Origin of the sequence: Gloeotrichia echinulata CP02, assembly GCA_038087035.1 — a bacterium.
Classification (GTDB): domain Bacteria; phylum Cyanobacteriota; class Cyanobacteriia; order Cyanobacteriales; family Nostocaceae; genus Gloeotrichia; species Gloeotrichia echinulata.
Genome location: CP051187.1, coordinates 6,027,303 through 6,046,535, shown reverse-complemented (window position 1 = coordinate 6,046,535; position 19,233 = coordinate 6,027,303). Strand labels below are relative to the sequence as shown.

The window sequence follows — 19,233 nt, the reverse complement described above, 5'->3', positions numbered from 1 at the left end:
AGCGGGGACAAGAAACTATTTTCAGTTCGCTCTCTCAAAATTCAAAATTACTCCCAATCCCCAATCCCCAATCCCCAATCCCCATCCCCCATTCCCCTAACTCATGAGAGAAAAAATTGACGCTTTAACAGCAAATCTGGCTCGTACCATCGTTGGTAAAAGCGAAGCCATACGCTTAGTGCTAGTCGCCTTATTAGGTGGTGGACATGCGCTGCTAGAAGATGTCCCTGGTGTGGGTAAAACCCTCCTGGCTAAATCCCTGGCGCGTTCTGTTGATGGCAAGTTTCAACGGCTACAATGCACCCCCGACTTATTACCGACTGACATCACTGGTACTAACATTTGGAACCCAAAAAGCGGCGAATTTAGCTTTCTCCCTGGGCCAATATTTGCCAATGTCTTGCTAGCTGACGAAATCAATCGCGCTACACCCCGTACTCAGTCAGCTTTGCTGGAAGTGATGGAAGAACATCAGGTGACAGTCGATGGTGTCTCCCGTCCAGTTCCTCAGCCGTTTTTTGTCATTGCTACCCAGAACCCCATCGAGTACCAAGGAACTTTTCCCTTACCAGAAGCGCAGATGGATCGGTTCATGTTGTCGTTGAGTTTGGGCTATCCTTCAGAAGCAGAAGAACTGCAAATGCTGCAAAGTTTGCAATCTGGTGTGAAGGTCGCTGATTTACAGCCTTGTATTACTTTGGCAGAAGTGGAGGCATTGCGTGGTATCTGCTCTGGGGTAAAAGTTGATACTACATTACAACAGTACATTATCGACTTGGTGCGAGCAACAAGGCAGGATGAGGAAATTTCTCTGGGTGTCAGTCCGCGTGGTAGTGTGGCATTACAACGGGCTACCCAAGCATTAGCTTTTATTTTAGGGCGTGATTACGCTATTCCCGATGATGTAAAGTTTCTCGTTCCTCACATTCTTTGTCATCGCCTGATTCCTAGGGGTGGACGGAGTGGGAGAACTGTAGTTGAGCGGTTATTGCGAACGGTGCCAATTCCTTAAGATAGAGCTATTTTCAATTAATTCAACCACAGATCCGCTCCGGGGCACGGCATTGCCGTGCCCCTACCAATGCAATACTGCTCGGTTAAGGAAAATGGTAGGTTGGGTTGAGGCTCTGCGAAACCCAACAAAGCCCCGGAAATGTTGGGTTAGCCTACGGCAAGCAAGCTACGTTCCTCAACCCAACCTACGAATTTTAAGTTTTTTGAGCTTAACCGAGCAGTATTGCCTACCAATGTATTTGCATCTTGATTAAACTTAGATCAGGCTTATATCAAATAAGGTACGCAGCAGATGAAAGCAATTGAAGTTACTGGTAAGATTGATGCTCAGGGAAACTTGGTTTTAGATGAGCCGATTCAGGGAACGACTTATGCTCACCAAGTTCGGGTGATTGTGTTGGTTCCAGAAGCGTCAGAAGTAGAAGAAATTGACCCTGATGATACACCCGTTGAGGAGATTAAAGCTAGTTTGAGAAGAGCCTTACATCAAGCAAAAACGGGGCAAACTAGACCAATTAGTGAGCTATGGGACAGGATTGATGCAGAGTGATAACGCGGTTTCAATTCGATTCTCGGATGAGTTTGAGCAAGAACTTTACAGACTATCAAAGAGATTTCGCAATATTCGCTCTGATGTTCAACCGATTATTGAGCAATTACAACAAGGGAATGTTGTCGGAGATAGAATTGCGGGCATTGGTGAGGAGTATATTGTTTATAAGGTCAGGGTTCGCAATACTAATATTCAAAAAGGCAAGAGTGCTGGATATCGATTAATTTATCAAGTCGAATCACCTACAAGTATTTTGCTACTAACGATTTATTCTAAGTCTGACCGAGAAGATATTGATGTAAATGAAATCAGAGATATTGTGGCTGATTTTTATGATGAGGAAGGTTAAAGCAATTCGCAAATAATTGCGAATAATACCTCTTGCAAAGGCTTCGATACTCACCATCGCTGCACTTTTGACAAAGCGATCGCAGAGGGTTGGTGCGATAATCCCCCTGTCCTGTTTATCAACTCCTGCAAAAGTGGAGCCAAGGGTAAGAACACGACCACCGATGTCAGCACATGGTTCGAGTGGGCGCGGCGGAAGCTACTCGTGCTGGCGATCTTGGTTGGTGTTGTGTATACCCAGGATAGGGCGGCTGTTGAGTTGCGGGAGATGATGCGATGGTTTTCGGTTGTGGAAGTGATAGCACAAAAAACTGAAGAACCTCATTTGCTATTAAACATTTTTGGTATAAGAGAACCATCCTGGCTTAGTTCTATAGATAAAATCTGGTTAGAAAGCACACTTGTATCCGGAAATTTTTCAAAAAGCCAACTATTTAAAGGTTTTTCAATGAAAGTTTCTAAGAGCGATTTTATACGTCTACCACCCAAAACTAAATTTCTTTCTTCTTTCATACGGTTCAATATAAATTCTAGAACGGATGACAAAAAATTAATTTTTAAGTTGTACTTCTCCTTTGTAAAATCAGCATATTGCTGTAAGAATTTATTGGCAATTGAATTGACAAAATCTGATCGAAGTAAATCAAATACAACTATATTATCACCTAGCCTACCTAGTAATTCTGTCCGACCTATATAGTTGCTAAAATACCACCGAACTTCTTGGTCAAAATGCTCTTCAATCTGTGAGTAAAGTGGTATATTTCCCTCCTTAACTTGGCTCATAATACCAGAGCGAATGGTTTCTCCTGTATTGTGATTAGTGAGATCGGAAGCTCCAATGTTGCTTGTAAAAATAATTACAGTTTGATTAAAATAAACCGTCTGGCCTTTACCATCAGTTAGTCTTCCATCACTGAGTATTTGTAAAAACTTGTCGAGTACCTTTGGGGTAGCCTTCTCAATTTCATCAAAAAGGAGAATACTGTATGGCTGCTCCAAAACACGATTAGTCAATTGTCCACCTGCTTCAAATCCCACGAATCCTGGTGGCGCACCAGTAAGTTTTTCTGCAGCGTGTTCTTGAGCATATTCACTCATATCAAAGCGAATTAGAGATCCTTCGTCTGCAAACAAAAGTCTTGCTAGGGCTTTTGCTAACTCGGTTTTACCAACACCTGTGGGACCGACAAAGAAAAAGATCCCTTTGGGCTGAGTGGATAATTGTCTTCCACTCATACTTAAGCCGATTCTGGCACTAGATAGCATTGATGTAACAGCTTCAATAGCCTTGGGTTGCCCGATTACTGAGCGAGATAATTCTTGTTTTGCAGAAGCAATTCTTTCAGGACTAATTTGTTCCCAAGGATCATCTAGTCTTCCAAATTTGTAGAAATCAACAAGTTTTCTAACCTCCTTTTCTTTGAGGGGCATTTTATGTCGCAATGAGGTAGTTCTTAAAGCTTCTAAATCTACAGTATGGAATCCTTCTGTTAGATCGGCTAACTCTTCTGCTAAAATTTCCAATTGAGAAGGGGTGTTATTATTGGGGCGTCGTATGCTAATTTTATCGCCTTCATAAAATCCACTAAAGTGTTCACGAGGACGCAGAGATTTCAAAGCAAATTCACGGCGTTCATCTTTATTCAGTGAAGATACTTGAACTAACTCAACTAAAGGATTATCCTTATACACCCATTGAGGAATTCTTGCTAAATCACTTGCTACTAAAATAATTGTATTTCTATAACCACTAAGCTTTCCTTCTGTCAGAACGGTTGATTCCAGGGTACACATTTTGAGAAGCATTAAAAGGTTTCGCTCTTCAAGACTGTACTGGCTGGGATCGGAAGTCAGCATATCGACAGTATCAACAATTGCAGCTACTGAAGTAGTGCTTTGGGATAGTGCCATTCTGAGATTGCCAAAAGCTACCTCTGGTAAGATTCTGATATTTGCAGCTTGCCTAGTGCTAACCCCCGGATTGCGACGGGAGGGCGGTGCCATAGGGTTCGCAGGAGCTTCTGGGCTAGGTGGTTCTGTAGACGAAGGTTGAGTGTGATGCTCAACTGCACGTTCTTGAATTAGAGAACCAAATTGCTCTCTCATGGACTCAGAAAAGTAACTAAATCCATTTACAGGACTGTACCGCACAATTAGGTTAAAACCTAACTCATGCAAAAAAGTATTGATAATTTTGTAAACCGTTTGCCGCTCATCTCTCCATAGAAACTCATCATGGATATTTCCATACAGAATAATGTGTTTACGGCAGTGAATCTGCTTTTCAAACTCTGTCAGCCATCGGAAGTAAACTGGATTGCTCATCGGTTTCCTCCTTTAGCTTCTCTGGAATTTGTGGGTAAATCGTTTTCTCCTACAACCCTACGATTAGGATTTTTACCTTGCCATGAAATTTCACCCATCTGAACTCCAAATTCCTGCTGCAAAGCGCTGTGCATTTCTGTTAGCACTGCTTCTGCTTCGTCACAAATTGCTACTGGACTACCGTCAGCAACAGAAGCAACTGTATTTTTGGAGTAGCCATCAACGTCGTACCAAACTTGTCCTTCTACAGGAACGCTGACGCTAATTGCCCTGCCTGCTGCTGTTGCTGTAAAGACTTTAGCTGTGGACGGATGCCCTGCGTGTTCATCCTCAACAGAAAGGATGGAAAAACCCATATCTTGAAGCGTTGCAACAATCGATTGGGTGATGTAGTCTCTTTTATCTGCTTTCAGTTGTGCAAGATTCGCTTCTTCAATGATTTGCTTCTCTTTTTCCTTAGCTTTAGCCAGGATTTGGCTTGGCTGATCGAACTGTTCTGAGGCGAGGGCTTGATTGGCTTTTTGCAGTTCATTTTCTAGCTGGGCAATAGAATGGGAATGCCATCGCATTACCACCGGATCGGCTTTTAGCCCTGTCACCAAGTCTTGAATTTGCCCAACAACTTGTTCTGCTGCTGCTTTGCGTTTTTCCCATTCCGCACGGCGTTGGGCAACTACCTGAGCGTGCTGTTTGACAACTGTACTCGCGTTATTAATCGGCGCTTGTACATTTTGAGGATTACCTGTAGCCAAAGCAGATCGCACCACTGCAAGTGCCTGTTTTAGAGAATTTTGACCGTTTTCATCAAATTTACTGGCATCACCTGCGGGAATACGCCCAACTTCTCTTTCTAACTCCTCAAGCTCAAATTGCAACCGTTCGATTTCTTCCTTACGCTTTTTCTCTTCATCATCTCGACGTTTGCGGGTGACAGCTTGCTCGGTATCTTGTAAGATTTGGTTAAGTTCGGTCACTACATTTTGCAGTAGGGACTCGTCTTGCACTTGGCGAATGGTATTGGTTTGATTTTGGCATCGCTGTTGTAAGGTTGCGGCATCTTGGGGATACATAGCAGATTGCTGCTGCTGAATCTGTGTTGCAACTGACTGTTGCTGGGAATTGACTCTATTTCTAAGATTCTCCAGGCGTTGACGACGTTCTCTTTCCGCCGCTTCTGCTCTGAGTCTCGCTTCTTCGGCTGCTTGGCGGCGACGCTCTTCCTCTAGTTGTTGTTGTCGTTGGCGTTCTAACTCTGCCTGTGAATACTTGGGTGTGCCACTCATAGATATTCTCCTTGTTTACTTTGGGTTGACGATGATCGCTCGATTGGACATTCGGGATTCAAATTCTTGGCGGAAGTTTAACTGAGTGGGAACTCCTGAAAAGCCAATTTCACCGGCTTCTGTGAAGAAAAACTCTAGTCCAGCCGAGCGATCACTTTGAGCTTCTAAAAACTCTCGATACCGACTGCTCAAAAGCAATACTCTTTGATTGCTAGAACCACGCCAGAGCAAGTCATCTTGTAAATTTTCCACATATACTCCATCAATCAAAAGATCGATTTTTTTTAATAGAGTTTTTTGTGAAGCAGTACCTTGCTTTTGTAAATGCTCCAAGCGAAATCCCGTGTAACACATAACCCCCAAATCTTTCTTCGTTCTAATTTGATCGATGAGAGTAGATAGGGCTTCTGCCTGTAACATTGGTTCGCCACCAGACAAGGTAATTCCTTCTATAGCTGTCTGATTAAGTATCCAATCAACAAGCTCAGAAATATCAATTTCTTCTCCAGCATCTCGATCCCACGATTCAGGCACAATACAGCCTTTGCAACCGAAATCACAGCCTTGTACCCAGATTACAGCCCTGGAAAAAGGTCCAAGCACTTTGACTGGGGATCTACGCTCAAAAATCCTCAGCTTATTGGGCGTCATTATCACCTCCCCCGCTGTTCATAAGTGGTAAATCACTGGGTATCACTGGGTGGTTCTCCCTCTATATACAGCACTTTCCTGAATCATGAAGTACAGTAGCAGCAGTTAGCAAACCAATTTCGCAGATGCATAGGATTGATTAGATTTAAAGCAATTGCAATCAATACATCTACCATTTGAGTAGTTTTTGGAGAAAATGTTTTGATAAAAGCTTTAAGCTGTGACCACCAATGTTCAATGGGATTAAAATCTGGTGAATAAGAAGATAGATTGATGACACTGGCACCAACAGATTCAATTATGGGCGTAATTTCATCGATCTTATGGGCAAATAGGTTATCCATTATGACAACTGCACCTTTCCATAATTGAGGCACTAACAACTTTTCTATAAACACGCGAAAAGCATTACTATCCATTGAACCATCTAGTGTCATCACAGCCAATACTTTATCCATACTGATTGCGCCGATAATAGTGACTTTTTTACCTCGATAAAATGGTTTTACATCATATACTCTACTTCCTTTTTCACTACGAGCTTTTGGACGCATTAACCCAAGCAGTAAGCCTGCTTCATCCAAAAAAACCAGATTTTTCGGCTCTATATCTCTGACTTTCTCTCTGTATTCACACCTGAGCAATTGAACTCTATCGGTAGCTGCCTGACTGCTGCGAACCGTTTTTTTTTACGAGTTAGATTTAATTTTTGCAATTCTCTACACATCATGCTGGAACTCACTAGTTGCCCCTCAGTTAAGAGCCAATATTCACAATATTCAGAGAGAGTTGCATCTGGATACTTTTTTACCAATGCAACAAGTTGAGCCGCAGAATCTGCTAATACCGCTTTTTTTCTTGTCCCTTGCTTACCAGGATTAACATGTCCTTTCTCTTTATACTGTCTCAACATTTTTTGTACAAAAGCTTTACCAACACCAAAGTTTACAGCTAACTTTCTAACTGAAATATTTCCTAACTGATAAGCATTGACTATTTTTTCTCTCAGATCGACGGAATATGGTTTCATAATAATAATTTATCTATCTTACATATTGTACTTCACATTGCTGGAAAGTGCTGTAACAGGCGGGAACCCAATAATCTTGTCCCGCAAGTTTGTACCATCTGTTATCTGTTTTTCCGTCACCACCATCAACATTCTCACCGTGAGTCCAACCTTCAAAGTTTAATTTGTCACCAGATCCTGCTTGCGTTTGTGTGTGAGCATCCTTGCGCGGAGCAGTGTGGAAATTTACCCTACTATCAGATATTACCGTGCCACTGAAAGTTGTACCTATGCTGCTAGAAGTTTCTTTAGACTCTACATTTTGTTTATCTTTGGTACTCTCTGCTTGATGATTATTTGGTGAATCTAAAGATTGAATTTCTGTAGGATTTGACTCCTCTAGATTTGTTGGCTGTGACAGTGATTCTTGAAGATTTCCATGCTCATCATTTTGGTTGTTTTTATCTTCAATACCCTCAGAGTTTTGTTGCTCACTTTCTTGTTGAGAATTTTCAGAAAAATCCAAAGCAGTGTTCATTTCGTTTTTTTTTGACCGAGGTTCAGGTTCATAGGTAATCACATCAGCTTTTACTAAGACGTTTCCTGCTACGCGATACCCTGCATAGATGGTCATTTTGATTTGACCTCTAGGCTCATCTCTGGTTTCGTGAGAGCTTTCATCGAATGCAGCCCCATTCTCTGGCATAAAAAGCTCACCTGAGTTGGGATCGTTTACAATGTCTCGAACTAGCCTTAAACCTGACTCAGCAAACTTCCTGATTTCGTTTAAGGCTTCCCCTGTCGTTTTAAATTTGGCAATTTGCTGTAAATTTTGGTCGATAAGTTTTGTCACTTCTTCGACATATTTCATGAGTGCTTGATCCGAGTTATCTACGCCCTTGGAACGAAGCAAGCCGGCTTGGATTCTTTCCTGAATCTTCTGGAAGATTGCTGGCGTAGGACTAAAATCTTCAATGCCTGACAGTACGTCCATAATCAAATGCAATTCAGCATCAATTTCGCCTTTGTCTTTAGCAAAGTACACCATGCCGCCACAAAAGACTCGCTCAGACAAAATGGACTTGATCTTAGAAAACTCTTCAGATCTGAAAGTAAGTTGAGAACCTTGCTCTCTCCAGCCATTTAAGACTTTGCTACTTGCCTCGTGAAATAATCCCATTTTTAGTTGGGAAAATTCAATTTTGAGTTTATCGGAGCGAGAGCCACCACCAGCTAGATTCGAGTTGATGTTGAGACCGGGTAACCGAGATATCGCTACCGAGAGCTTTTGTTGAGTATCTTGAAGCTCCTGTTCAATCTCTTGAAATCGTTTTTCTAAATCCTGCTTAGACTTTTTCAGCTTCTCGTTGTCTTGTGTAATTTGAGGAATTCCAGCAACTTGATTCTGCAAAGCATTGTACTTAGTAACAAGAACATTATGCTCATTTAAAAGGCGGTAATATTCTGTATTGTTTTGTCGGTATTGACTATTCTGATTTTTCTCATTTGATAATTCACGCTTAAGTTGATTGTTCTGATAAGTGGCATTCTCGATCTCTCGTTTAAGTTTCTTAATTTCATCTCGTAACTTTCCGACCTCTTTGTTCGCGTTAGACTCAGATAATTCAGAAACTTTTCGCTCTAGCTCTTGCTTAACAGATCGCAAATGAGAATTATCTGACAACAACTCTTGGATTTTATCTAGAAGTTGATCATTACCAAGTTGAGAAAATTCCTCCGTTATATCTGTCTTTGAATCTGAAAAACAAGATATAAATTCTTTCAGAAAAAATACGATATTTTCTTGTTGTCCATAACGATCAGCTAGCTCGCGAACAAATTCGGAATTAATTGTTTCAAACTCAAGGCTATAAATAGCCACAGGGGAATATTTACGTTTAAACTGAATTTCAAAAATGGTCTTCATACATCCCTCCTGAATTAGTAACTAGAAGAAAATCTGAAATTGCATCTTTCTCGATTGCCACTGATGGGATCGATCGCATAAGCAACGACTTCCGAAAGACCAAAGTGCATTTCTATTTCCATAAGCTTAGATGACTTGTCTTTAGGTGCGAATGGCAAGCGCAACTCAGTTTGAGCAATCTCACTCACTCCTTCCTCATCCGTGTAGCGAACTCTAGGATTAGGCGTTGAGAGAAACGTTACCGTCAATTCTGTCTCATTAGGAGGGATTTGATAGCTGCGAGTCACAACAGCATCATTGGGAACGCGATCGTCAGCGGCAACAAAGATGTCAAATCTTCCATTACAATAATCGCAGTATTCTTCTTGCTGATAGATCTTGCTCACTATCTCTTTTGGTAAGCGCTTATCCTCTGGATCTTTGCCGTTTTCAAATGGCATCATACAGCCTTTGCCATAAGTCAGCCTAGATCGTCGAGCAATTACAACCCCTGGATTTACCCCAAAAGAAGCTGCACCGAGAAGAACAGCAGCACCAGGGCGATCAGGAATAACAACTCTTTTAACTCTGCTACCAAACTCTTCCTGAATACGTTTCTTGAGTAAAGGAGACCCGGCAAATCCACCTACCAAAAATAGAATGTCGCATTGACGATCTTCCAGGGCAGTAAATTGGTTTTTGACCTTACCAATTAGGTGATTGACGACAGAGTTAAAGATTGCCTCCATGTCTTGGTTAGTCAGCCGAATTACCGTATTATCGCCACCTTGAGCATTTGCCAACTGCTCCAAAATCTCTGGAAACTTATCCTCAAGAATTTTTTCCAGCCTACGCGGAAGCTCGATAGAAGTTCTCCAGTTAGGTGTTGCATCATAACCGCATTTAATATTCTCCCAAGTTTCGCTCATGAGCTTGGAATATTCTACAGGCCATTGAGCTTGGAATTCATCCATCGCCTCAGCAGATAGCTTTCGAGCCAGGAATTCTCGAAAGCTCTTGTCCACATACTTAGAACCATGCAATCCTCCCCCGCAGGGAATTAATTCATCTAAGCCCTGTCCTCCCTTGACTTCATGAACAGTAATATCAACTGTTCCTCCACCCGCATCAACAATCATGATTACTTTGCCATTTTCTAGGGCAGATTCGTTTTGCCGCATCATCACCTGCTGACAATGAACCGCAGCCGCTTCTGGTTCTAAAACTAAAAGTAATCTTTCTGCCTCTTGAGTTCCTTCCCCAATCAATCCAGCTAATTCGGCTGCACGACGCATAATCTGCTTACTATCTTCTCCCCAAACTGCTGGGACAGTTAAACACCAGCGAATTTCGTTTTCTTCCAACAAACCTGCTCCACCAAGAGTTTCTGAAATATCTTTGAGAGCAGTTTCTTTAACTAGCCTGAGAAATTCAGCGATCAATCTCAGTACAGAAAATTTCTTACCTTCCCTCATAATGAAAGGGCCATCTTGATCGCGATCTTTTCCTTCATGGAGTAGTGTCTTGAAATTGTCAATAAAGATGTAACCCTTCTCCGAAGCTTCTTCCCTTAGTTGAGTAAATCTTTTCCTTGCAGTATGCCCCCAAGCCTCCACAGTAGTACCGTCAGGACGAAATAAAATCTCAGTCAGAGTTTTAGGGTAAAACTCATTGGTATCTGGCCATTTATTGCGGAAGATAGGCTCTTTTACATCTTTGTCTTCAAAAAATTGATAGGCATAACCGGATCGGGCTGTACCAAAGTCGATAGCAATGGCAATTCGATAATTTCTCTCTCGTGAACTGAAGCTACTGACCACCTCTTATCCTCCATTTTTATGATGTCATCATGAAATAGCCAAATCGAGCGACAAACCAACTATGCACCGACTTACCTAATCATCCAAAGCCGCATTAAGTAACCCAATCACACCAATTTCTTCTAACTCTTCCATAGATTTAGTATTAACAATATCCAACTTGGTTTTATCAGTTAGATTGTTATCCAGATAGTCCAGGAATTCAGAAGCGCCCTTATCATATCCAACTTGAACAAAGGAGATACCCAAATCTTCATCTCGCTCAATATTGTTGGCGGCATTAACAATTACTTTTTCCAAAGCGTCTTGATCGTTTGGCTTACCATCAGTAAAAGCAATAATAATCAACGGCTTGCGAGTTCCACTCTTGCGCCCTTGAAACCATTCTGGTGTTAATAATGCTTCTAATGCTGAATCAGTAGCCGTGTTTCCTATAGGCTCTACCTCATCATAGATGTGCTGAATTGTCGCTGGTGTGGTGTTTTCATATACTTTGACCTTGCTTCCGAATACCACGACTGTAATCCCATCGGAGTCGAGTTTATTGGCACGGGCGGCTACAGCTTCAACATTTTCACGGGCATAGTCCCATCGAGACTTACCATTGGGACAATCCTCAATCACCATCGAGCCAGAACGATCTAGCAAGATGGCAATGTCATAGTTTCTCAAACGATCACTCATTTATTTTCTCCTAAACAAATCAGGACTTACGCATTGACAAATAAACCAAAATATGTATTATGGATTCCAGCCATTAAACCTTGATTTTTCGACCCCTTTTAGGCGATGCCTGGGTTGGGCTACGCCTACGCTATTTATCTAGGGATGATTCATGAAAGCCTGAAACGACGTATTTTCGTTGATTCACAAGATAATCAATTTGTACAGTGCGTAAGTCCTAAACAGGTTCCTTCACCAGCTTGATTGTGCCATTTAACATCAGCGCAGCGCTGGAGTTACAAGTGCCAAAATCAATACCAAGTAGCATAGTTTTCCAGACCATCCGGGTTTATCAGCGAGTTTAAGCGTTGTTGTAAAGCACTTATGGTGGCTTCGGCGAGGCTTTTAGACGTTATATGCGACCCTGTTCCAAAAGATTGGATACCTTTCAAGGTAATATTTACGTTTTAAGTTAGTAATTCTACTGAAATAGATTTAAATTGTATATGTCCATATTATAATGTAATACATATTATTAATGTAATTTATAATACTTATTTGCAAGTATTAATACTTATTTTTAAATGCTTTATAGCTCAATATAGCGGTTATCGGTTGAGTCCAATACACTCTTAAGGGCACCGCACTGTTCCCGGAACGCGACGATATAATTTTGTATTGCATCCAACTGAGAATCGCTATATTACAACTTACGCAAACCCCGCAACATCACCAACGCTGCGTAAGTCCTATGATTAGCTACTAGTAGTCTGTCAATTTTGTTTTGAGGGATTTTTGGTAGTGTGAGCGTCTCGCTCACGCGGGCAAGATGCCCGCACTACAGTCCATCATTTTTATCTTGACAGAGTACTAGCGCCACATCTAAATATCTGGGAATGTGAGGAATGTCAAATCTTGTTAAGCGTCCCACCCGCAAACTTAAACGCCGTCCCTTGGGTTTACTTTTGGTCATTTTGGCTTGGAGTCTGGCTATGGGCTGGCTTCTGGCTATGGCTAGCAATGTCCAAGGTGCTACTCCCACCTCGGAAGTTGGCACCGTTGATGTCGTCCCTGCACAATACCAATTTGGACAAGAACTGTATTTAGAAAACTGTGCCACTTGTCACATCGCCTTACCACCTGCAGTTTTTCCCACCCAAACTTGGAAAAATATCCTCCAAGACTCCCAGCACTACGGTGTACAACTCAAGCCTTTAGTTGATCCACCGCGTATTTTGGTGTGGAAATATCTTTCAACTTTCTCTCGTTCCCTGCGCCAAGACGAAGAAATACCCTATCGTCTCCATAATTCACGTTATTTTCAAGCTTTGCATCCTGGGGTCAAGTTACCACGTCCGGTACAGGCTAGCGGCTGTGTTACCTGTCATCCTAGTGCAAGTGACTTTAATTTCCGTCGTCTGAGCCGAGAGTGGGAGTGAGGAGCGGGAAATACACCCGTAGGGAACATTGCTGTGCTACTACACCGTGCGATATTATAATTTTTTACCGCATCTGAATGGGAAGGGCGATAAGGGAGTAGTGAAAAATTATGCTCCCCATCCCCCTCCTCCCAGATCGGGGCAAAATGATACTATAAAGAAGGTCAATATATTAAAGATCAGATAAAAGCAATTATTTAGTAGCCTGGCTGGCTAGCTTTTTTGCTGTTTTTAAGTTAAATCTCATTCCACACCCATTCAGAACTAAGACGGCTGGATTGGGTGAGGAACTGTAACTTAATTACTACCCACATGTAGACATTACTGGACAAAAATGGGGAGTATTTGCTCACGCTAACCGTATTCTGATATTCTGAGAGTAGGTAAAGCCGCCGTCAAATCGGATGGTAAGCAGTACTTTATCTATTTTTTAGCCAAGACAACTTCAACAGTTGAATCCATAGGCTTAATCCAGCAAGAATTGTAATCCCCAATTTGTTTGAGGGGATAGAGGGATTGCCGTTTATCCCTGTAGTTTTAGGACTTTGGACTTTGATTACAAACGTAGTTGTCTAGTATTGTCTATCCTTGGGTAGCTTTGTCCAGATTTCTATGAACGGTTACATTTTTATAATATATGTCAAAATTTTAATTCCCATCCCCCTTGATTGAGTGCCATAACCTGCCATGCTAAAAACTTTGTTGGGCGACCCCAACGCTCGTAAACTTAAAAAATACCAACCTTACATTACGGAAATTGACCTCTTAGAGGAAGAAATTAAAGCCCTTTCCGATGAAGAGTTAAAAGGTAAAACAGTAGAATTTAAACAGCGGCTAGCTAAGGGCGAAACTCTGGATGATATATTACCAGAGGCTTTTGCTGTTGTCCGGGAAGCTGGACGGCGTGTCTTGGGCTTGCGCCACTTTGATGTTCAACTGTTGGGTGGTATCATTCTGCACAGTGGGCAAATTGCGGAAATGAAAACCGGGGAGGGTAAAACCCTGGTGGCAACTTTACCGAGTTATTTAAATGCTCTGACTGGTAAAGGTGTACACGTAATTACGGTAAACGATTACCTGGCTCGTCGGGACGCGGAATGGATGGGACAGGTACATCGTTTCCTGGGGTTGAGTGTGGGGCTAATTCAGTCAAGCATGATTCCCAGTGAACGTCAGAAAAATTACGAGTGTGATATTACTTATGTCACTAACAGTGAAATAGGTTTTGATTACTTGCGGGATAATATGGCTACATCAATGGCTGATGTGGTACAACGCCCCTTCAATTACTGTGTAATTGACGAAGTAGACTCGATTTTGGTTGATGAAGCCCGAACACCGCTGATTATTTCTGGACAGGTGGAAAGACCTACGGAAAAATATCTGCAAGCAGCGGAGATTGCTTTCCGACTGCAAAAAGATGAGCATTACGAGGTGGATGAAAAAGCGCGAAATGTGCTACTGTCAGATGAAGGTTTTGCTCAATCAGAAGAACTTTTGGGCGTGACAGATTTGTTTGACCCGGAAGATCCCTGGGCGCACTTCGTTTTTAATGCGATTAAAGCTAAAGAATTGTTCCTCAAGGACGTTAACTATATCGTCCGCAATGGGGAAGTGGTAATTGTGGATGAGTTTACCGGTCGGGTGTTACCGGGACGGCGTTGGAGTGATGGCTTACACCAAGCGATAGAAGCTAAAGAACATGTAGATATTCAGCCGGAAACCCAAACTCTGGCGACAATTACCTATCAAAACCTGTTTTTGCTTTATCCTAAACTCGGTGGGATGACGGGAACGGCAAAAACTGAAGAACCAGAATTTGAAAAAATCTATAAGCTGGAAGTGGCTGTAATTCCCACCAACAGAATCAGAAAACGCCAAGATTTGTCTGATATGGTGTTTAAGACTGAAGCTGGTAAGTGGGGGGCGATCGCCAAAGAATGTGCCGAAATGCACGAACTCGGTAGACCAGTCCTGGTGGGGACAACCAGTGTGGAAAAATCTGAATATCTCAGCCGTCTACTCAAGGAATTGCAGATTCCCCATGAATTGCTCAACGCCAGACCAGAAAATGTGGAACGGGAAGCAGAAATTGTCGCCCAAGCTGGACGCAAGGGTGCTGTAACTATCGCGACTAACATGGCTGGTAGAGGTACGGATATTATTTTGGGTGGTAACTCCGAGTATATGTCCCGCCTGAAGCTGCGGGAATTCTTTATGCCTCGGATTGTTCAACCGGAAGATGAAGATAGCTTTGGTATCCAAAGGGCTGCGGGTCTACCTAGTGGATCTGGTGGTGGTCAAGGCTTCGTTCCTGGGAGAAAAATCAAAACTTGGCGGGCTTCTCCAGAAATTTTCCCCACTCAGTTGAGTAAAGAGGCTGAACAACAACTCAAAGAAGCTGTAGATTTGGCTGTGAAGGAATATGGCGATCGCAGTTTACCAGAATTGGAAGCCGAAGAAAAGGTAGCTGTGGCAGCGGAAAAAGCTCCTATCAATGATCCGGTCATTCAAAAATTACGGGCTGCTTACAACCGGATTAAGCATGAGTACGAACAATTTACCACCCGCGAACACGATGAAGTTGTCCAAATCGGCGGTTTGCACGTGATTGGTACAGAACGCCATGAATCACGACGGATAGATAACCAGTTGCGGGGACGTGCGGGAAGACAAGGAGACCCCGGTTCAACGAGATTTTTCCTCAGTTTAGAGGATAACTTACTGCGGATTTTTGGGGGCGATCGCGTCGCTGGGTTAATGAATGCTTTCCAAGTGGAAGAAGATATGCCTATCGAATCGGGGATGCTCACCCGCAGTTTGGAAGGCGCCCAGAAAAAAGTCGAAACCTACTACTATGATACCCGCAAACAGGTATTTGAGTACGACGAGGTAATGAATAACCAACGTCGCGCCATCTACGCCGAACGCCGTCGGGTGCTAGAAGGTCAAGACTTGAAGGAACAGGTAATTACCTACGCCGAAAAAACAATGGGTGAAATCGTTGATTACTACATCAACGTAGACCTACCCTCGGAAGAGTGGGAGTTAGACAAGTTGGCGGATAAGGTCAAGGAATTTGTTTATCTGCTGGCTGACTTGCAGCCCAATCAATTAGAGGATATGTCTGTAGGGGAGATTAAAGCCTTTCTCCATGAACAGGTGCGGATAGCCTACGACATCAAGGAAGCCCAAATCGACCAAATTCAGCCTGGGTTAATGCGCCAAGCCGAACGCTTCTTTATCTTGCAACGGATTGATACCCTGTGGCGAGAACACCTACAGCAAATGGACGCCTTGCGCGAATCTGTAGGGTTGCGCGGTTATGGACAAAAAGACCCGCTGATTGAGTACAAGAGCGAGGGATATGAATTGTTCTTGGATATGATGGTGAATATTCGCCGAGATGTGGTATACTCTCTGTTCATGTTCCAGCCCCAGCCGCAGTCGATGGTGGAAACTTCCTCTGAAATGGTGTAGGTAAGATTATTTCACGCAGAGGCGCAGAGAGTGTTTTCTGCGTCTTTGTGATGGGTTGGTGTCAGAGATCTAATGATAAGTAAGTAGGCAGAAATAAACAAAACTATGTTAAGAAAAGTAAACAAGCCTGAAACTCTTACCAATGACCAATGACAAAGGACAAATGACGACCCTCGACCGTACGGTTTATTTGCGCCGACCTACTTATTGCCACATCTTCAGGAGAAATAGATTTGTTAGAAGATGTAGACACTATTGAAGCTTAATTTAAATTTAAAAGCTCCTGTATAAAGTCCACAAAACTTGCAAGCGCAGCTACATTGCTTTGAGTGTCAATGCTTACCCAGTCATTGTCTTCAATACTCACCGTGTTAGTCTTACCTGGTTTGAGGATACTAACCACTGTAGCTATTAAAGCTTTCCTATGATCAAAAGGCTTCCAATCACGCTTGTATTCGTCACTAAATGCAGCTAAATAGGAGGAAGCTTGGTTCATATGGAGAGGATAAACATAATTTCCACAAGTGCAAAGAATAGTTTCAAGTACACCTTGCTGTGTATTATCTGGAAGTACATAAATACCTGTCCGAGGAGACCCTAAATCTATACTTCCTCCTACTGTTGGAAATCCAGGAAAATAAACTTGAAATGTCTTTTTATATTTTTCAACAATATTCCTCGGCAAATCATTATCAGCATCGGCAATAATTCCAAATGCAAGAATTTGTTTTTGGTATGGTGCATGATTTGCAAGAATCGCAGATAGACGTTCAGCTAAACTGCTTCCACCACCTGCATATATTGCAACTGAGAGAGTATCTGTCACAAAAATAGAGGGCATATCTAATCTTGCGTATAGATTCCCCCCTGTTTTTGGATATGTAGGAATAAATTTTTTCCAAAATGGATCTAAAGCTCGTTCCTCCCCGTTAAATTTTTTGAACCCAAGAAGTTTAAGAACTTTGCCTACAAATGCAACATCATGAGGACCTTCAACGCCAATAAGAGCATAGTTCCGATTCACCAACGAACCTCCTGTCCTAAGTCCTCCCGAAGCGTTTTGAGCATATTCCTATCAAGCCTCACTACATTGGTATTTGATTCTTCTGGTTCTAAGCGATAAACTACTAAATCATCCTCTGGACTGTTCGCAGACACTAGGGCATCAATAACTTCAAGACTATGGGTAGTCGCTAAAATTTGTACTTTCATTTTTCGAGACCAATCAACCAGCCACTGAAATAAACGTTGCAGGGCTTCAGTATGGATAGCTGTTCCTAATTCATCAATCAACAGAATTCCTGTTTGTACTCTGGCAAGCATTAAAGACATTAATAGCAAACGAGGTACACCATCACCAAAAGAACTTATTGGTGCAATACCTGTTTGTTGATGGCTAATGTAGATACTAGGACGGGATAACCTTTGTCCTGGAGGTACAAGAATCTCCAGATCAAGAATCCCTGAGTCCATATATTTAAGTAATTCAATAACTTCAGGTTTGAAGTCTTGAAATGTTGCTTCTGAAAGTAGTCGAATCTGAAACCGTTCTGCACGATGGGAAAATGGAGTAATAGTAGCAACAGGTAATGCTAAGTTTTTCTGTCCTCTTTTAGGAATAAATCTGTCATTCTCCCATATTTGAAACTGTTCAATAATTTCCTCTTGGCTCGTAAATAAGTTTCCTTGGTTAGTAGTAACTTTTAACTCTAACTCTGCGCCTTGTCGGGTTCTATCCAAATCGTCTTCAAGACTTTCATCGCTTTCATTAATTTCCTCATCACCAAGTGTTTCTTTCGTTATCCATGTTCCTTCTAATTCTTGGTAGGTGGCTTCTAGTCTCGTGACTGGAAAATCACCTGTTCCAGACATCAATATCTTTCCTTGGTAGTTTTGAGGGTATCTCCCTTGTTTATGCTGAGGAAATAACCACTTGAGAGCTTCCAGCCTGGAGCTACGGTTTGGACTGATCTCTCTTCTCCATGCTGTTGTTAACCACTCAGATAGGTCTAGTGGACGACAATAAGTTGAAATTGCCTCCAGTACACTGGTTTTACCTGCGTTGTTAACTCCTACAAGTATATTGATTTGTCCCAGCCCCTGTAATTCCAGGTTTTGTAAACCTCGAAACTGGTGGATGGTTAGACTATTAAGATTTTTCATAAGACCTCGCGGGATGCGGGAAACTCAGCGTCTTCAGACCGCTCGTGGTCAGCGGCACGAGCGACTTCAGTCGCAGTGTTATTTGTGTTAAAATTAGATCGTGAGTAAGAACAAAAAACATCTACGTGTTGAAGCATCCTAGTATCGGAGAAATCCCGGCTCCTATGAAACAACGGTTAGGTTTAAGTCCTGGCGCAGTATGACAGGAAAGAGCAAATAAAGGCTTGTTGCGGAGCGTACCGCGTCTTGGCTTAGTGATGGATTCACCAAAGCATTGGAAAAAATAAAAGTAGCTAGAAACCTAAGCTTGACTTAGAGTGACTAGGTAGACGGCGTTTGACGGTCGTAGCGAGAGTTTTACTCTGTCTGTAGAATCTCAGTGTCTTTAGACCTGAGAGTGTCAAAACCAACCTAAACTTGCATTATAGCCATCCTGATTGCTCTGATGGATATTTTTATCCTTGAGTTTATACCAATCTTTAATCTTAGCTTTTTTACAATTTAATTGATCAAAAAAATCCCCTGATAGAAGTACCAAGGGACTAAATAAGTAATACCATTTCACCTAATGTTTGT

General features: G+C 42.2%; 15 protein-coding genes. 5 read left to right on the top strand and 10 right to left on the bottom strand.

What is annotated here, in order from left to right:
* Window positions 1-103: 103 nt before the first annotated feature.
* The 3 genes from HEQ19_26875 (at window position 104) to HEQ19_26865 (ending at window position 1,916) form a co-directional block, all read left to right on the top strand.
* Window positions 104-1,012, top strand: coding sequence for a MoxR family ATPase (locus tag HEQ19_26875; GenBank protein WYM02555.1), 909 nt, complete (start codon window positions 104-106; stop codon window positions 1,010-1,012).
* A gap of 294 nt (window positions 1,013-1,306) precedes the next feature.
* Window positions 1,307-1,564 (top strand): hypothetical protein, encoded by a 258-nt coding sequence (locus HEQ19_26870; GenBank protein ID WYM02554.1) that lies wholly within the window; start codon window positions 1,307-1,309, stop codon window positions 1,562-1,564.
* Window positions 1,554-1,916, top strand: coding sequence for a type II toxin-antitoxin system RelE/ParE family toxin (locus HEQ19_26865; GenBank protein ID WYM02553.1), 363 nt, complete (start codon window positions 1,554-1,556; stop codon window positions 1,914-1,916). The genes HEQ19_26870 and HEQ19_26865 overlap by 11 nt, the downstream gene beginning before the upstream one ends.
* A gap of 320 nt (window positions 1,917-2,236) precedes the next feature.
* Here HEQ19_26865 and HEQ19_26860 read toward each other — a convergent pair whose 3' ends face one another.
* From HEQ19_26860 to HEQ19_26825, 8 genes are all read right to left on the bottom strand, one after another.
* The gene (locus tag HEQ19_26860) at window positions 2,237-4,243 is read right to left on the bottom strand and encodes an AAA family ATPase (protein ID WYM02552.1); all 2,007 of its coding nucleotides are present in this window, start codon (window positions 4,241-4,243) and stop codon (window positions 2,237-2,239) included.
* The gene (locus tag HEQ19_26855; protein WYM02551.1) at window positions 4,240-5,526 is read right to left on the bottom strand and encodes a hypothetical protein; all 1,287 of its coding nucleotides are present in this window, start codon (window positions 5,524-5,526) and stop codon (window positions 4,240-4,242) included. Before HEQ19_26855 ends, HEQ19_26860 begins: the two co-directional genes overlap by 4 nt.
* Before the next feature lie 15 nt (window positions 5,527-5,541).
* Window positions 5,542-6,177, bottom strand: a complete 636-nt coding sequence (locus HEQ19_26850) for a 4Fe-4S single cluster domain-containing protein (GenBank protein ID WYM02550.1) — start codon at window positions 6,175-6,177, stop codon at window positions 5,542-5,544.
* Between the two features lie 83 nt (window positions 6,178-6,260).
* Window positions 6,261-6,821, bottom strand: coding sequence for an IS630 family transposase (locus HEQ19_26845; protein ID WYM02549.1), 561 nt, complete (start codon window positions 6,819-6,821; stop codon window positions 6,261-6,263).
* Window positions 6,782-7,207 carry a transposase gene (locus HEQ19_26840; protein WYM02548.1) on the bottom strand — a complete coding sequence of 142 codons (426 nt, stop codon included), beginning with the start codon at window positions 7,205-7,207 and terminating at the stop codon, window positions 6,782-6,784. Before HEQ19_26840 ends, HEQ19_26845 begins: the two co-directional genes overlap by 40 nt.
* A gap of 13 nt (window positions 7,208-7,220) precedes the next feature.
* Window positions 7,221-9,113, bottom strand: a complete 1,893-nt coding sequence (locus HEQ19_26835) for a hypothetical protein (protein WYM02547.1) — start codon at window positions 9,111-9,113, stop codon at window positions 7,221-7,223.
* A 14-nt stretch (window positions 9,114-9,127) separates the two neighbouring features.
* The gene (locus HEQ19_26830) at window positions 9,128-10,912 is read right to left on the bottom strand and encodes an Hsp70 family protein (protein WYM02546.1); all 1,785 of its coding nucleotides are present in this window, start codon (window positions 10,910-10,912) and stop codon (window positions 9,128-9,130) included.
* 75 nt (window positions 10,913-10,987) lie between these two features.
* On the bottom strand, window positions 10,988-11,596 hold the full coding sequence (locus tag HEQ19_26825; protein ID WYM02545.1) for a VWA domain-containing protein: 609 nt from the start codon (window positions 11,594-11,596) through the stop codon (window positions 10,988-10,990).
* Between the two features lie 884 nt (window positions 11,597-12,480).
* Here HEQ19_26825 and HEQ19_26820 point away from each other — a divergent pair.
* Window positions 12,481-13,014, top strand: coding sequence for a cytochrome C (locus HEQ19_26820; GenBank protein WYM02544.1), 534 nt, complete (start codon window positions 12,481-12,483; stop codon window positions 13,012-13,014).
* A gap of 687 nt (window positions 13,015-13,701) precedes the next feature.
* Window positions 13,702-16,494 carry a preprotein translocase subunit SecA gene (gene secA / locus HEQ19_26815; protein ID WYM02543.1) on the top strand — a complete coding sequence of 931 codons (2,793 nt, stop codon included), beginning with the start codon at window positions 13,702-13,704 and terminating at the stop codon, window positions 16,492-16,494.
* 262 nt (window positions 16,495-16,756) lie between these two features.
* On the opposite strand, the gene HEQ19_26810 is transcribed toward secA, so the two are convergent.
* A complete protein-coding gene (locus HEQ19_26810; protein WYM02542.1) occupies window positions 16,757-17,518 on the bottom strand; it encodes a DUF3226 domain-containing protein in 762 nt (253 codons plus the stop codon).
* Window positions 17,515-18,657 (bottom strand): AAA family ATPase, encoded by a 1,143-nt coding sequence (locus HEQ19_26805; GenBank protein ID WYM02541.1) that lies wholly within the window; start codon window positions 18,655-18,657, stop codon window positions 17,515-17,517. Before HEQ19_26805 ends, HEQ19_26810 begins: the two co-directional genes overlap by 4 nt.
* Window positions 18,658-19,233: the final 576 nt, after the last annotated feature.

What these genes read in the sequence shown, in the direction of transcription:
- HEQ19_26875 (WYM02555.1), top strand. Translation starts at nt 104, where the DNA reads ATGAGAGAAAAAATTGACGCTTTAACAGCAAATCTGGCTCGTACCATC.
- HEQ19_26870 (WYM02554.1), top strand. Translation starts at nt 1,307, where the DNA reads ATGAAAGCAATTGAAGTTACTGGTAAGATTGATGCTCAGGGAAACTTG.
- HEQ19_26865 (WYM02553.1), top strand. Translation starts at nt 1,554, where the DNA reads ATGCAGAGTGATAACGCGGTTTCAATTCGATTCTCGGATGAGTTTGAG.
- HEQ19_26860 (WYM02552.1), bottom strand. Translation starts at nt 4,243, where the DNA reads ATGAGCAATCCAGTTTACTTCCGATGGCTGACAGAGTTTGAAAAGCAG.
- HEQ19_26855 (WYM02551.1), bottom strand. Translation starts at nt 5,526, where the DNA reads ATGAGTGGCACACCCAAGTATTCACAGGCAGAGTTAGAACGCCAACGA.
- HEQ19_26850 (WYM02550.1), bottom strand. Translation starts at nt 6,177, where the DNA reads ATGACGCCCAATAAGCTGAGGATTTTTGAGCGTAGATCCCCAGTCAAA.
- HEQ19_26840 (WYM02548.1), bottom strand. Translation starts at nt 7,207, where the DNA reads ATGAAACCATATTCCGTCGATCTGAGAGAAAAAATAGTCAATGCTTAT.
- HEQ19_26835 (WYM02547.1), bottom strand. Translation starts at nt 9,113, where the DNA reads ATGAAGACCATTTTTGAAATTCAGTTTAAACGTAAATATTCCCCTGTG.
- HEQ19_26825 (WYM02545.1), bottom strand. Translation starts at nt 11,596, where the DNA reads ATGAGTGATCGTTTGAGAAACTATGACATTGCCATCTTGCTAGATCGT.
- HEQ19_26820 (WYM02544.1), top strand. Translation starts at nt 12,481, where the DNA reads ATGTCAAATCTTGTTAAGCGTCCCACCCGCAAACTTAAACGCCGTCCC.
- secA (WYM02543.1), top strand. Translation starts at nt 13,702, where the DNA reads ATGCTAAAAACTTTGTTGGGCGACCCCAACGCTCGTAAACTTAAAAAA.
- HEQ19_26805 (WYM02541.1), bottom strand. Translation starts at nt 18,657, where the DNA reads ATGAAAAATCTTAATAGTCTAACCATCCACCAGTTTCGAGGTTTACAA.